Here is a 14071-nt window from a genome sequence, read left to right as displayed (position 1 = left end):
AGACCCAGTTCCATGGCGCAGTCCGGCCCGCACGCGGCTGACCAGGACAGGACCCGTTCGGTCACATCCCGGCCACGCTGGCCAGTCGTTCCTGCACCATGCTGCTGATCCGCGCGAGGTCGGTGGCAAGCGCGTGGCCGGCCTGATGATCGCGCGCCAGGGCGCAGGCCGCTGCCTCGAGCGCCGGATCATGCGCCGATCGCGCGACCCCGGCAAGAAAGCGGGCGATGTAATCGATGGCGGCCGTGTCCTGGGCGTTCGACAGGATCTCGGCGACATGGGCCAGATCGTCGCGCAAGCCGGATGAGTCGGGCTGGATCACGTCGTCGGGCAGGGCGCGCAATCCGGTGCCGCGCGCTTCGGGTGGCAGCGCCGAAAGGATGGCCTGCTGGAACACGGCGAGGCTTTCGACGGGCTTGGGCAGAAAGCCATCCGCACCCGCCGACATCGCCGCATCCCGCGCGTCGGGATCGCCGGACATGCCCAGGACGACCGGCACGCGAGGCTCGGTCATGGTCACCTGGCGGATCAGCCCGGCGCCATCCCCGTCCGGCAACCCCAGATCAACGATCACGACCGCCGGACGATAGGTCTGCAGGTGACGGGCGGCTGACCTGAGACAGTCCGCGCGCCGGATCCGCGCCCCGGATCGCAGGCAGAGCAGGCGCACGGCCTCGCTGGCAAAGCGCGAATCCTCGACCACCAGCACGGTCAGCCCGGTCAGCGGACGCCCGGGCAGCGACATGCGCCACATCGGCAGCGCGTCTTTCGGTCCAGTCCCCAGATCGGTCAGCATGTCTGTCCCCCGTTCGATTGCTGCTGTTTCATTCAGATAAGCGCGGATTCCCTAAGAAGCCGTTAATGCGGCCTTGTTATCCTTTCGCTCGGCGATCGAAGAGCTTATGAAAGCCCGCAAACGGAGGCTGAGATGATCGGACGTCTGAACCACGTGGCCATTGCCGTGCCGGATCTGCAGGCGGCGGCCGCGCAATACGAAAACACACTTGGCGCGCAGGTCGGTCCGCCCAAGGACGAGCCGGAGCACGGCGTGACGGTCGTCTTCATCGAACTGCCCAACACCAAGATCGAGCTGCTGTATCCGTTGGGCGAGGATAGTCCGATCAAGGGGTTTCTGGAAAAGAACCCGTCGGGCGGCATCCATCACATGTGCTTCGAGGTCGAGGATATCATCGCCGCGCGCGACCGTCTGAAAACCCAGGGAGCGCGCGTGCTGGGCAACGGTGAACCCAAGATCGGCGCGCACGGAAAGCCTGTGCTGTTCCTGCACCCCAAGGATTTCAACGGCTGTCTGATCGAACTGGAGCAGGTCTGATGAATCTGACCGGCGGCATCGTCCTCTATGCGGTACTGTGGTTCCTGACCCTGTTCGTCGTCATCCCGATCGGCCAGCGCAGCCAGCAGGATGCGGGTCAGGTAGAGCCGGGCACGCCGGCAGGCGCGCCCGAGGCCACGCCGTGGCGGCGCAAGCTGACCCTGACGACGCTGATCTCGGCGGCGATCTGGGCGCTTGTCGCCTGGGTGATCCTTGGCGGAGTCGTCACCCGCGCGGATATCGAGAATCTGGACCAGATCTTCCGCTGATCAGGTGGAAAAGATGCGTGAACGCCGCCGCTGCCAGCAGCGGAACGGCGATGTTGACGATCGGCACCGTCAGCGCGATGGCGACCAGCGCACCGGCAGCGGTCACCGTGCCGCTGTTGCGCCGCCGCAGATCGGTGGCGTGCGGATCCTTCAGGTGACGACGGGCCACCAGCTGGAAGAATTCGCGGCCCAGCAGCCATCCGTTCGCCCCATAGAACAGCACGGGCGCCAGCGGGCCCAGGAACGGCGTCAGTACCAGTGACAGCACGGCCACGCCGACCACCGCAGCCATGACGGCCAGCGATTCCAGCAATCCGTCCAGAAAATCCAGCGGCAGGCCGCGCCGGGCCGGATAGTGGATGTCCTCGACGGCATCGGCCACGCGCTCGGCAAAGAGGCCCGCGAACCCTGCGGCGACCGGAGCCATCAGAAAAAAGCCCATGAGGGGGAACAGCGCCAGCGAACCCCAGGACAGCGTGTTGCCGACATCGATCGCGCCGAGCCAGGGCAGCGAAAGGCTGCCCGGCGTGAACGCGCGGATCAGCCAGAACGTGCCCGCCTGCAACGCCACGAACAACAGCAGCGTCATGACAAGCCCGGTCAGCACAAGCGACAGGATGCGCGGACGCAGCAGATCGCCCCAGCCAAGGGCCAATGCGCGCAGAGCGATCATCCCAGCCAGCGTGTCTTGGCGTCGATGTCGGGCCTTGGGCGCTCGGGCGGGGCGTCGGCGCGCGTGCCGATATGGATCAGGCCCGCGACGCGCTCATGCGCAGCCAGTCCCAGATGGGCCTGCGCGAAACCCTCATTCGTGGCCGCGAACCCGGTCAGCCATGCCGCGCCCCAGCCCGACGCCAGCGCGGCGTTGACAAGGCCAAGGCAGACCGCGCCCGCCGACAGGACCTGTTCCCAGACCGGAATCTTGTGATCGGCAATCGGCGCCGAGATCACCGCGACGATCAGCGGAGAGGCGAAGGCGCTCACCGCCTTTTCGGCCGCCGCGGCGTCCTGCCCGTCAGCCAGGACTTCCTGACGCAGGATCGGCACAAGCCGGTCCAACGCCGGGCGTTCCAGAACCACGAATCGCCACGGCTCCAGCTTGCCGTGATCGGGCGCGCGCGCGGCCAGGGTCAGAAGACGCATGACCTCGGCGCGGTCGGGCGCGGGATCCTTGAGCAGCTTGGGCGGATGCGAGCGGCGCGTGGCCAGAAAATCCACCGCGGCGTCGTTACGGTATTCCATGTCTGCCTCCTTGGCTTCCGCGTCGGCATTCCGCGTCGGGCGGTTGTTCCAGATGGCCTGACCGGGCGCAAGCGGACGCAGGGTCCGCGCTGGAATGTCCAGCTTGGTGCACGACATCAGGCGCGGCGCGCGAACCATGCCACAAATCGCAGTCTCGGCTGGATCACGACGCGTTCGGCTCGATCCGGTAGTTGCCTTCCGGCAGGTTGAGCGCCAGCCTCAGTTCGGTCAACTGCTGCATGCTGAAGGTGATCCGCGCCACCTCGTCCCCGTCCGGGTTCATCTGCTCGACGATCACCCGGTCGTCGAAGTTCAGGATGACGATATCCTCGTTCAGGGGGCGGGTATTCGGATCGGCCTCGTCGATCAGCGTGATCACTGTGGCGTCGAAATCATGTTCGATCGTAAACATCTGGGTCTCCTTGCGTTCCCATGACAATCGCGCGAAGCAGCGGTCGCGGCAACCCGACGGGGTTTGCGCGGCTATCCGCGACCAGATAAGCTGCACGCAACGCTGCGGGGAACGCGGCATCGGGCACATGGCGAGGCAGATATGAGCAGGGGCATACCAAAGCTGCGGATTTCAGCGATCATTGCGGTCGCCCTGCTGAGCATTTCCGCCTGCGCACCGATCCCGGTCCAGCAGACGCCCGGGCAACCGCCGGTGATGCCGCAAGTCCCGGCACCGGTGATGCGAAACGACGGCTCGCCCGAAAGCACGGCAAGGACCTTCATCGCGGTGATGAACCGGATGGAACCCGCGGTCGAGCGCGAATGCATCCAGCGCCGTACCCAGCCGCTGAACTGCGACTTCCAGTTCGTTGTCGACAACCGCCCGGGGCTGGAGCCGAACGCCTTCCAGACGGTCGATGATCGCGGCAGACCGATCATCGGCTTTACCCTGTCGCTGATCGCGGCCACCCGAAATGCCGATGAGATCGCCTTTGTGGTGGGGCACGAGGCCAGCCACCATGTGCTGAACCATCTGGAACGGAAATCCGGCGCAGCGGCAGCGGGCGCGGTGATTCTGGGCAGCATCGCCTCGGTCTATGGCAATGACGCGGCGGCGATCGAAACCGCGCAACGCATCGGGGCCTCGGTCGGGTCGCGCTATTACTCCAAGGAATGGGAGTTGCAGGCTGACTATCTGGGCGCGATCATGACGCTGAACGCCGGCTTTGATCCCGTGAACGGTGCGCGGTTCTTCCAGCGGATCCCCGATCCGGGCGATCACATCCTGGGCACGCACCCGTCGCGCGCATCGCGGCTTGCCCAGGTCAACCGGGCCGTGGCCGACGTCCGCAGCGGTCGGGCACGCTGACCCGGTGCAGGTCCGCCTGCGCGCGACATCAGCCAGTCGGCAGTCCGCCTTCGCGAAAGGTCTGAACAGGACCTGGCAGGGTGGCGGATTGGTTGACCCTCGCCGGCCCGCCATCGTCGCGGGAACGACCATGCCGAGGACTGTCTGGCAGGCCCTTTCCGGCCCAGCCACGCGGGCCGGGCGCTTCCGACTGATTCGCGACAGGCCGCCAAGCTGCGAGCAACGCTGTCGCCTTGCCTGACGATTCGCGACGGTCGCGGCGTCTGCCAGGACTGACATCCGGGCTTCAGCGCCTGTCCGAGGCCGCGCCACCTGCATGTCCGTCGGGAATCACCCAGCCCGAAAACGCGTCAACGCGATCTGGCATATCCTGAATGTGCCGCATGAGTGGATCGACGGAGGCGCCCGGCCACTGAAGGCCCGTGGGGTTGCGTCGCCTTGCTGATCGTCGCAATGCTGCGCGATCAGGATTTTCGGCCGCTTGCACGCGAGTTGCCAGGCGGCTTCCAGATCCCGAGAGATCTGGCGCAGGCGCGGCTTGCATTGGCGGGATTCTGCCGTCCGCCTGGCTGGCATGGCCGCCATTTGCCTTTCAAGGGACCGGTTCAACGCCGGATGCGGTGTTGCAATGATGTCGCAGCGCGACGATCCGATCTCAATACTAGACGATCTAGTTCCGATTTCACAATGACTTGAACGAAATCGACACTGGTTCTTTGACCGGCTGAAAAAAAACGGCGGGGTCGCGCCAGAAAAAACTGGCATATCGGCGGATTTCTGCTTTATTCGGATTACCACGCACATAATTGTGTTGTTGATTGCCACTCTCCGGCCGGGTCGGAGCGACGATGAGAAGGAATATCCATGATCGGGGTCGTGGTATGGAGCAGCTCGGCGCGAGAAAAAGCCGTGATCTGGTGCGAGGATCACGCGTCGTTGGCCTATCTGCAGGGAAGCGCCAATTTACTTGACCCGGCTTCGTGGCCCGAACCGGGTGACCTTCTCGAGCTTGAAAGCGAGATGATCGGGGATCTGCGTCACGCGCGTCGTGTTTCGGTGCTCTCCGAGCAGGGCTTCCCGCATCTTCCAGAATTGTTGAGCCAGGCCCAGCCCAGCCCGGTCCGGGACACGCATCTGCGTGTGGTCGCCACGCGTGACCGGATAGAAGGCGATGCCCATCCGCAGCCTGAATTCGCCAGGCTGTTGCGCGTCGGCGCCGGCCGCTGATTTCAAGCGACCTGGCGCTGACGATCATCCAGGGTTTTCAGATCCCTCTTGCCAGCGCCGCAACGCCAGTCCGGGCCATGTCGGACAGCCCCAGTGGCCGCATGAGATCGGCGAAGGCATCCAGTTTCGATTGCGTGCCGACCACCTCGAACACGAAGCTTTCCAGCGACGAATCGACAACATTCGCGCGAAAGATCTCGGCGATTCGCAGGGCCTCTACGCGCTTTTCGCCCTGACCGTGCACCTTGAAGAGGCCCAACTCGCGTTCCACCACCGGACCCTCGACGGTCAGGTCATGAACCTCGTGGACCGGTACGATCCGCCCCAGCTGAGCCTTGATCTGTTCGATGACGGCCGGCGTTCCGCGCGTGACAACCGTGATCCGGGACTTGTGGCCTGTATGATCCACCTCGGCCACCGTCAGGCTGTCGATATTGTAGCCGCGACCCGAGAACAGGCCGATGACACGGGCCAATACGCCAGGCTCGTTCTCGACCATCACGGCCAGGGTGTGGCTTTCGATGATCTCGGAGTTCGGATCGCGCAGGTCATAGGCCGAGTGGCTCGACATGCCCTTCTGAATATTCAACGCATTCATCACTCTGCCCTTATCCTGTGTGCAGAAATCATCCCGGGGGCGCGGCGGTGACGCCCCCCGTCTCAGACCAGAACGGCACCCTGCGATTCGATGACCCCAAGCGTCTCGGCCTCGCCCAGCAACATCTCGTTATGGGGCTTGCCGGATGGGATCATCGGGAAGCAGTTCTCGTGTTTCTCGACAAGCACGTCCAGGATGAAGGGTCCGTCATAGTCGATCATCTGCTGGATCGCGTCGTCCAGGTCCTTCGGGTCCCGGACCTGCGCGCCCTTGCAGCCGAACGCCTCTGCCAGCTTGACAAAGTCCGGAAGACTGTCCGACCAGCTTTGGCTATAGCGCTCTCCGTGCAGCAATTGCTGCCACTGGCGCACCATGCCCAGACGCTCATTATTCAGGATGAACTGCTTGACCGGCAGATGGAACTGCACCGCGGTGCCCATTTCCTGCATGTTCATGAGCCAGCTGGCATCGCCTGCCACGTTGATGACCAGCGCGTCGGGATGCGCCATCTGGACGCCGATGCTGGCCGGCAGGCCATAGCCCATCGTGCCCAGCCCGCCCGAGGTCATCCAGCGGTTCGGCGCGTCGAAATGCAGATACTGGGCGGCCCACATCTGATGCTGGCCGACCTCGGTGGTGATGTAGCGGTCGTGGTTCTTGGTCAGCGCCTCCAGGCGCTGAACAGCGTATTGCGGCTTTATGATCTTGTCGCTGTTGCGGTAGGCAAGACAGTTTCTGGATTTCCAGCCCTCGATCTTCTCCCACCACTGGCCAAGCGCCGCCTTGTTCAGCCTGCGGCCGCGCGATTTCCAGACCTTCAGCAGATCTTCCAGCACATGGCCGACATCGCCGATGATCGGAATATCGACATGAATGACCTTGTTGATCGAGCTGGGGTCGATGTCGATATGCGCCTTGATCGAGCCGGGACTGAAATCCGCCACGCGTCCCGTGATCCGGTCGTCAAAGCGCGCGCCGACATTGATCATCAGATCGCAGTCGTGCATCGCCAGATTGGCCTCGTAGAGACCATGCATTCCCAGCATGCCCAGCCAGTGCTTGCCCGAAGCCGGGTAGGCACCAAGGCCCATCAGCGTCGAGGTGACCGGGAATTCGGTCGAATCGGCCAGTTCGCGCAGCAACTGGCTTGCGCCGGGACCGGAATTGATGACACCGCCACCCGTATACAGGATCGGCCGTTCGGCCTGTTCGATCAGCTCGACCAGCCGCGTGATTGCGGTGATGTCGCCCTTGCGCACAGGCTGATAGCGCGCCGGTTCGATCTGCTTCGGTCCGACATATTCAGCGGTCGCGAACTGCACGTCCTTCGGAATGTCGATCAGAACCGGACCGGGACGGCCCGAGGTTGCGACATGAAACCCCTTGTGGATCGTCTCGGACAACTTGTCGGGGTCCTTCACAAGCCAGTTGTGCTTGGTGCAGGGACGGGTAATTCCGACCGTGTCGGCCTCCTGGAACCCGTCGGTTCCGATCAGGAAGGTCGGCACCTGGCCCGACAGCACGACCAGCGGGATCGAATCCAGCAGGGCGTCGGTCAGGCCCGTGACGGCATTCGTCGCGCCAGGGCCCGAGGTCACCAGGACGACGCCCGGCTTGCCGGTCGAGCGGGCATAGCCCTCGGCCATGTGGACCGCGCCCTGTTCATGGCGGACGAGCACATGGGTGATGTCGTTCTGCTGGAAAATCTCGTCATAGATGGGTAGCACCGCCCCGCCCGGATAACCGAATACGGTATCGACGCCCTGATCGCGCAGCGCTTCGACAACCATTCTCGCACCCGTCATCATTCGGGACATCATCTCTACTCCATCAAGTCAAACCCGGACCATGGCGCAGCGATGCCGGCCACGGCGTCGGCGCAAACTATGGAGGTGCTCGGTCGCGGTCAATGGGGTTCGGCGGAGAAAGTGACCCAAGACGGCCGGGAATTGTAATATTCTTTCGCGGATCAGCGATAGAATTGAGGCAGGGCGATGCGCGCGACCTGTTCGACGATCGGGTCCACCGACAGCGGGTGAGCCTCGTTCGAATGCTCGCCGGGATCGCCGATTTCCTGCCAGACGCCGCCCTTGTAGATCTCAAGCGCCGAGAAGCGCGATTTGTAGTCCATCTTGCGGCTGCCCGGCACCCAATAGCCCAGATAGACATAGGGCAGCTTCGCGGCCCGCGCGATCTCGATATGGTCCAGGATGATGTGGGTCCCAAGGCTGGCCGCCTGCAGCGCCGGATCGTAGAAGCTGTAGACCAGGCTCAGCCCGTCATCCAGCACATCCGTCAGGCAGACCGCGGCAAGATGATCGTCGCCGTCGGTCAGTTTCTGGGGGTCGCGACCGTCGCAGCGATATTCGATCACACGGGTCTTGACCGGCGTTTCCTCGATCATTGCAGCGAACTCGAAGATATCCATGTCCGCCATGCCGCCATCCGCGTGGCGCCGGTCCAGATAGCCGCGAAAAAGATCGAACTGCTCCTCGGTCGCCCAGGCGCTTGTGGCCAGTCTGCGAAGCCCTTCGTTCCTGCGCAGCAACCGGCGCTGAGTGCGCGACGTGGTGAAATCCGCGACCCGGATCCGCGCCGACATGCAGGCGACGCAGCTTTCGCAGCTGGGCCTGTAAAGCACGTTCTGGGACCTGCGAAAGCCTTGCCGCGAAAGCGCGTTGTTCAGATCGGCCGCGTTCTCGCCGTGCAGCGCGGTGAACAGCTTGCGTTCGGCCCGGCCGTGAAGATACGGGCAGGGCTGCGGAGCCGTGACATAGAATTGCGGCGCGTGCGGCACGGTGTGACGCATCAGGCACACCTAGGGAGGCAGATGAACGGTGCGTATCTAGTCATGCGTGCGCTGCGTGTCCGTGATTTGGCCTGGCTGACGGTCTGGCGCAAAGCCTAGCAACGAAATTCCCATGCGCCAAGCAGGGAAAGGGTTAATGGCGGCGCTTGCGATATCGCCGGCGCGTTGACGGCGCAGAGGCTTCGTCTACTGTAGCCGCCATGGATTTCGACGCCGCCATTACCCGCCTGCCGCTGCCGTTCGACCGCGCCCGCGCCGCAGATATTCGTAAGCATTTTCCCGATCTTCCGGAGCGCTCGGCGAATCTGATCGCCGCTGCTGCCGGATGCAGCCCCTTTCTGGCCGGGCTGATCGCGAAAGAGGCCGATTGGCTGCGGTCGGGAGGGCTGGAGCATGAAGACGTCGTCGCGCGCGAAACCCGCGGATTCGAGGACCTGGATGCCAACGAGCTTGGAATCGGCTTGCGGCGCGCCAAGCGGCGCGTGGCGCTGTTGACGGGGCTGGCCGATCTGGGTGGGGTCTGGCCGCTGGAAAAGGTTACCGGCGCCCTGTCCGGTCTGGCTGACCGTGCCGTCGATCTGGCTCTGCGCGCGCATGTCGCGCACGAGGCCCGGCGTGGCAAGCTGCCATCCACGGATGCCGACGCGGGCGGGATCTTCGCGCTGGCCATGGGCAAGGGTGGCGCGGGCGAGCTGAATTACAGTTCGGACATCGACCTGATCGTGCTTTTTGACGAGACCGCCTATCACGAAAGCGACCAGGTCGAGGCCCGTGCGGCGCTGATCCGGGCGACCCGCAGGATGGCCGCGACCTTGTCGGACGCGACCGAGCATGGCTATGTCTTTCGCACCGATCTGCGGCTGCGTCCGGACGCAGCGGTCACGCCGGTCTGCATTTCGACCGCTGCCGCGCTGACCTATTACGAGGCCGAAGGCCGGACCTGGGAACGCGCTGCCTTCATCAAGGCGCGGGCGGCCGCTGGCGACATCGTGGCGGGCCAGCGTTTCCTGGACGATCTGCGCCCCTTTGTCTGGCGCAAGCATCTTGATTTCGCGGCCATCCAGGATGCTCACGACATGCGGCTGCGGATCCGTGACCACAAGGGGCTGGGCGGGCGGCTGGAAGTGCCGGGCCACAACATGAAGCTGGGCCGCGGCGGGATCCGCGAGATCGAGTTCTTCACCCAGACCCGGCAGCTTATCGCCGGCGGCCGCGATCGGGATCTGCGCTGCAGGGATACGGTCGGCGGGCTTGCGGCGCTGGCTGAAAAAGGCTGGATACCGGCCGAGGTCGCCAGCGAGCTTGCCGATCACTACCGGCAGCATCGCGACATCGAACACCGGATCCAGATGGTCAACGATGCCCAGACCCACACCCTGCCCAAGGATCGTGACGGATTGTCGGTGATCGCGGCGATGATGGGCGAGGCGGATGTGGATTCGTGGTCGGCGGCGCTGAAGGCAAGGCTGGAGCGCGTGCATGAACTGACCGAATCGTTCTTTGCGCCGGGCGAGGCTGGCGAAGCGCCCGCGATGTCAGGCGATGCGCGCGCGATCATCGATCGCTGGCAAGGCTATGCCGCGCTGCGCTCGGCCCGCGCGCAGCAGATATTCAAGCGGGTCGAGCCCGAATTGCTGACCCGCATGGCACGGACCGGCCATCCCGACGAGGCGCTGGCCCGTTTCGACAGCTTCCTTGCGGGGCTGCCGGCCGGTGTCCAGCTGTTCGCGCTTTTCGAGGCCAATCCGCAACTGATCGACCTGATCGTCGATATCTGCGGCACGGCGCCGGGACTGGCGGCCTATCTGGCACGGCATCCGGGTGTCCTGGACGCAGTTCTGGCCGGCAGCTTCTTTGCGCCATGGCCGGGAGCCGCGGGCCTGCGCGACGGGCTGGGCGATGCGCTTGGGCTTGCGATGACTGCGCCGAGCGGGGGATACGAGCGCGCTCTGGATGCGGCGCGCCGATGGGCGCATGAATGGCATTTCCGGATCGGAGTCCATCATCTGCGCGGCCTCATCGACGCCGATGAGGCCGGGCAGCAATATGCCGACCTGGCCGACGCTTGCGTGGCCGGACTTTTCCCGGCCGTGGCCGATGAGTTCGCGCTTCGCCACGGGCAGCCGCCGGGCAGGGGGGCCGTGGTTCTCGGTATGGGGTCGCTGGGTGCGCGGATGCTGAACGCCGGTTCGGATCTCGACCTGATCGTGATTTACGACGCCGATGGGATCGACAGTTCGGACGGCCTGCGTCCGCTGGCGACACGACCCTATTACGCGCGGCTGACCCAGGCCATGATTACCGCGCTGTCGGCGCCGACCGCCGAGGGAAAACTCTACGAGGTGGACATGCGGCTGCGTCCGTCGGGGCGACAGGGCCCCGTGGCCACCTCGATCCAGAGCTTCGAGAACTATCAGATGACCGAGGCCTGGACATGGGAGCATCTGGCGCTGACACGCGCGCGCGTCGTTGCCCGGACCGGTGCGGCGGGGAGCGCGCTGGCGGATCAGGTCGAGGCGCTGCGGCTGGAGGTCCTGCGCCAGAGGGGGCCCGATCCGCGCGTGATGCCGGACCTGGCGCGGATGCGAGCGCGGATATTCGCGGCCAAGGCGCCTGACGGGCGCTGGGACGCCAAGATCGGTCCAGGTCGTCTGCAGGATATCGAGTTGCTGGCGCAGTCCTGCGCGCTTCGATGCGGCGACCCGTCGCGCGCGACGCTTGCCCAGCTGCGTGCGGGGCGGCGCGAAGGTGTTCTGGACAGTCGGCTGGCAGAGCAGCTTTCGTCGGTCTGGCGGTTCCTTTGGCGGCTGCATGCTTCGGCCCGCCTGCTCACCGAGCGTCCGCTGGACATGGACGAGATCGGGCTTGGCGGTCAGGAATTCCTGCTGCGAGAGACGGGCTGCACGGACCTTGAAGAACTGGAGGCGGGCCTCCTGGACGGGGTTGAAAACGCCGAGACGATCCTTGCGGACCAGTTGTCCGAGGTCGCCGCAGAGGACGAGGCCGCCGCAGAGGACGAGGGTTGACCCGAGGGTCCGGCCGTCGCGCTCGCGGCGCCGTTGGCAGGCTCTCGGGGCCTTAGCCTGCTGCGGCCCTGAGTTCCTGGTCGTCCGACGCAGGGCTTGTGCGGCCGATTGCAGCGGTCATGATCCCCGCTGCCAAGCCGGGCGCATCGGCTGCGCTTGCCGTGACCGACCCGGCGCCGCGGCCTTCCCGCGCGATGTCGGACAGAGACCTGCCACCGATCGGGCCCAGCAGCGGCACCTTGACCAGCCCCTCTCCGGCCGCTTCGGCGTCCGGCATCGGATCGGCGTCGTTCGCGTCGAATATCCCGTGGGCGGTCTTGTCCCAGTAGAACGGCTTGACCACGACCTCGTAGATCGCCTTCCATCCCGCCAGGCACCCCAGCGGGAAATACAGATGCAGTGTGGGCACCCAGGCCATGAGATGGCGGTGTTTCGCGCCGCGCACCGCCCACATGCCGACGCCGATATTGATCAGCTCGGAGACCACGAACAGGCCGAACAGCGCGGTGATCGCGTGGCCGCCCCAGACCCCGTCCAGCGGTGCGCGCAGCGGATGCGGCAGGCCGACACTGAGCAACCAGAAGCTCCACAGCACCGGGGCCAGCAGGTATTGCGAAAGAGTGCCGAAGAACTGAACCTGAAAGGCACAGAAGCGCCATGCCCCCAGTTCGCGCCACAAGCGGACCGGGTCGCGCATATGCACCCCCCAGGTCATCGCGTATCCCTTGAGCCAGCGCGATCGCTGCTTGACCCAGGGCAGGGCCCGGCAGTTTGCCTCTTCGTCGGTGGTGGTGTCCAGAATCTCGGTCCGCCATCCGCGGCGGGCAAGGCGGACGCCCAGGTCGGCGTCCTCGGTGACGTTCCAGGCATCCCACGCGCCCACCGATTCCAGCGCGTGCCGCCGAAAGAACAGCGTCGTACCGCCCAGAGGCACGACCAGTCCCAGTCGCGCAACCCCCGGCAGCAGCACGCGGAACCAGGCGGCGTATTCGATCGTGAAGCATCGCGCCAGCCAGTTGGTGCGGGGATTGTAATAGTCCAGGGCGCCTTGCAGGCAGGCCGTGTCGGGCGGGGCGAAGTGAAACCGGCGTGCGACCTTGTGAAGCTGGTCCGGATCGGGGCGATCCTCGGCATCCCAGATCCCCACGATCTCGCCTCGACAGAAATTCAGGGCATAGTTCAGCGCCCGCGGCTTGGTCTGGATCGGGCCTTCCGGGACCTCGACGACACGCAGCCAGCGAGGCAGCTGCGCCCCTTTCAGCGCCTGACGGGTAATATGGTCGCTGGCCTCGATCACCAGCAGGATATCGGTCAGTTCCCGCGGATATTCCAGCCGGGACAACCGCGTGACCAGCTTGCCCGCGACGTCGCTTTCCTCAAACAGCGGCACCATGACCGAAATCACTGGCAGCGGCCCTTCCATCTGCGGCACCGCAAGCCGACCGTCGCCGGCCGCGCGCCGGACCAGGCGTTGCTCGGCCCGGACCCGCAGCGCCGCCGCAAGGGACATCAGCTTCAGGGCCGTCTGCGTGATCAGCGTCAGGGCGGCCCACGCGGTCAGCAATGTCAGCATCGCGACCGGCACCAGCCACAGGCCCAGAGCCATTGCCGCCATCACGCCGATCGCCAGCCTGCCTGTCCGGTGTTCGTTGCGCGTGCGGCAGCTTTCCTCGGGGCGGACGCGAAATTCCGCGGCGCGGATCATCGCGCTGCGGCGGGTCGCGAGAATTGCTTCCTGTGCCTGCGCTTCGCTGCACAACAGCATGCGGATTCGCCCGAATTCGGATGGCAGAGCGCCGCAGATCTCTTCGAATTCGTCGGGCCGAGCGGTCGCGACCCATGTCACGCCGCCGATCCGGCGCCACGGCAGGATGCCTTGCGCCAGGCAGAATTCGGCCCCCGCAGCGTCGATCAATCGGGGGTCGGCAGGGGTCGCGGCCGGGTCGATGGCGCTGGTCCGCCATTGGCGCGACAACGCGCGTGTCAACGCCTCGGGCGTGACCCAGCCCTGAGCCAGCAGGATCTGTCCTAGCCTCGCCTTCTGGCGCTGCCGCATGACCACCGCTTTCAGCAGATGGCCTGGCTGGACCGCCCCATCCTCCAGAAGGATCTGCCCCAGTGGCTGCTGATTCCGGGGCGCAAGCGCAACCGCGCCGGTTTGAGCCGGCTCGACCGGATCCGGATCAGACTGGGCAGAGGTCGCAGGCATGGACATGGCGATTCCTTCGCGGAGCGCCCAGTCGTGG

The 14071-nt window shown here is 65.3% G+C and carries 13 protein-coding genes; 5 read left to right on the top strand and 8 right to left on the bottom strand.

Annotation, left to right across the window (positions count from 1 at the left end; translation table 11 throughout):
* Nucleotides 1-61 precede the first annotated feature (61 nt).
* The gene (locus L1965_RS03845) at nucleotides 62-754 is read right to left on the bottom strand and encodes a response regulator (protein WP_235755591.1); all 693 of its coding nucleotides are present in this window, start codon (nucleotides 752-754) and stop codon (nucleotides 62-64) included.
* A 174-nt stretch (nucleotides 755-928) separates the two neighbouring features.
* Between L1965_RS03845 and mce the strand changes: the two genes are divergently transcribed.
* Both mce and L1965_RS03835 read left to right on the top strand, forming a co-directional pair.
* The gene (gene mce, locus L1965_RS03840; RefSeq protein ID WP_235755094.1) at nucleotides 929-1333 is read left to right on the top strand and encodes a methylmalonyl-CoA epimerase; all 405 of its coding nucleotides are present in this window, start codon (nucleotides 929-931) and stop codon (nucleotides 1331-1333) included.
* A complete protein-coding gene (locus L1965_RS03835) occupies nucleotides 1333-1602 on the top strand; it encodes a DUF1467 family protein (protein ID WP_235755093.1) in 270 nt (89 codons plus the stop codon). The genes mce and L1965_RS03835 overlap by 1 nt, the downstream gene beginning before the upstream one ends.
* Here the strand turns inward: L1965_RS03835 and L1965_RS03830 are convergent.
* The 3 genes from L1965_RS03830 to L1965_RS03820 all read right to left on the bottom strand — a co-directional run bounded on the left by L1965_RS03830 (nucleotide 1559) and on the right by L1965_RS03820 (nucleotide 3256).
* Complete coding sequence (locus L1965_RS03830; protein WP_235755092.1) at nucleotides 1559-2275, bottom strand: EI24 domain-containing protein; 717 nt, start codon at nucleotides 2273-2275, stop codon at nucleotides 1559-1561. The two genes, L1965_RS03835 and L1965_RS03830, sit on opposite strands and share 44 nt — an antisense overlap.
* The gene (locus tag L1965_RS03825) at nucleotides 2272-2844 is read right to left on the bottom strand and encodes a nitroreductase family protein (RefSeq protein ID WP_235755091.1); all 573 of its coding nucleotides are present in this window, start codon (nucleotides 2842-2844) and stop codon (nucleotides 2272-2274) included. Before L1965_RS03825 ends, L1965_RS03830 begins: the two co-directional genes overlap by 4 nt.
* Before the next feature lie 163 nt (nucleotides 2845-3007).
* Nucleotides 3008-3256, bottom strand: coding sequence for a DUF8831 family protein (locus L1965_RS03820; protein WP_235755090.1), 249 nt, complete (start codon nucleotides 3254-3256; stop codon nucleotides 3008-3010).
* Between the two features lie 141 nt (nucleotides 3257-3397).
* On the opposite strand from L1965_RS03820, the gene L1965_RS03815 reads away from it, so the two are divergent.
* Together L1965_RS03815 and L1965_RS03810 are read left to right on the top strand one after the other, a co-directional pair.
* Nucleotides 3398-4165 (top strand): M48 family metalloprotease, encoded by a 768-nt coding sequence (locus L1965_RS03815; RefSeq protein ID WP_235755089.1) that lies wholly within the window; start codon nucleotides 3398-3400, stop codon nucleotides 4163-4165.
* An 864-nt stretch (nucleotides 4166-5029) separates the two neighbouring features.
* Entirely contained in the window at nucleotides 5030-5392 is a 363-nt protein-coding gene (locus L1965_RS03810; RefSeq protein ID WP_235755088.1) for a hypothetical protein, read from the top strand.
* Nucleotides 5393-5429: 37 nt separating this feature from the next.
* On the opposite strand, the gene ilvN is transcribed toward L1965_RS03810, so the two are convergent.
* The 3 genes from ilvN to L1965_RS03795 form a co-directional block, all read right to left on the bottom strand.
* Entirely contained in the window at nucleotides 5430-5990 is a 561-nt protein-coding gene (ilvN, locus tag L1965_RS03805) for an acetolactate synthase small subunit (RefSeq protein ID WP_235755087.1), read from the bottom strand.
* A 62-nt stretch (nucleotides 5991-6052) separates the two neighbouring features.
* On the bottom strand, nucleotides 6053-7807 hold the full coding sequence (locus tag L1965_RS03800; RefSeq protein WP_235755590.1) for an acetolactate synthase 3 large subunit: 1755 nt from the start codon (nucleotides 7805-7807) through the stop codon (nucleotides 6053-6055).
* Nucleotides 7808-7959: 152 nt separating this feature from the next.
* Entirely contained in the window at nucleotides 7960-8799 is an 840-nt protein-coding gene (locus L1965_RS03795; protein WP_235755086.1) for an arginyltransferase, read from the bottom strand.
* Nucleotides 8800-8999: 200 nt separating this feature from the next.
* Between L1965_RS03795 and L1965_RS03790 the strand changes: the two genes are divergently transcribed.
* Entirely contained in the window at nucleotides 9000-11825 is a 2826-nt protein-coding gene (locus L1965_RS03790) for a [protein-PII] uridylyltransferase family protein (protein ID WP_235755085.1), read from the top strand.
* Between the two features lie 52 nt (nucleotides 11826-11877).
* On the opposite strand, the gene L1965_RS03785 is transcribed toward L1965_RS03790, so the two are convergent.
* A complete protein-coding gene (locus tag L1965_RS03785; protein WP_235755084.1) occupies nucleotides 11878-14040 on the bottom strand; it encodes a glycosyltransferase in 2163 nt (720 codons plus the stop codon).
* Between the last annotated feature and the right edge of the window lie 31 nt (nucleotides 14041-14071).

The organism is Paracoccus salsus (assembly GCF_021556615.1).
GTDB classification, from domain to species: Bacteria; Pseudomonadota; Alphaproteobacteria; order Rhodobacterales; family Rhodobacteraceae; genus Paracoccus; species Paracoccus salsus.
This window is presented reverse-complemented; position numbering and strand designations above follow the sequence as displayed.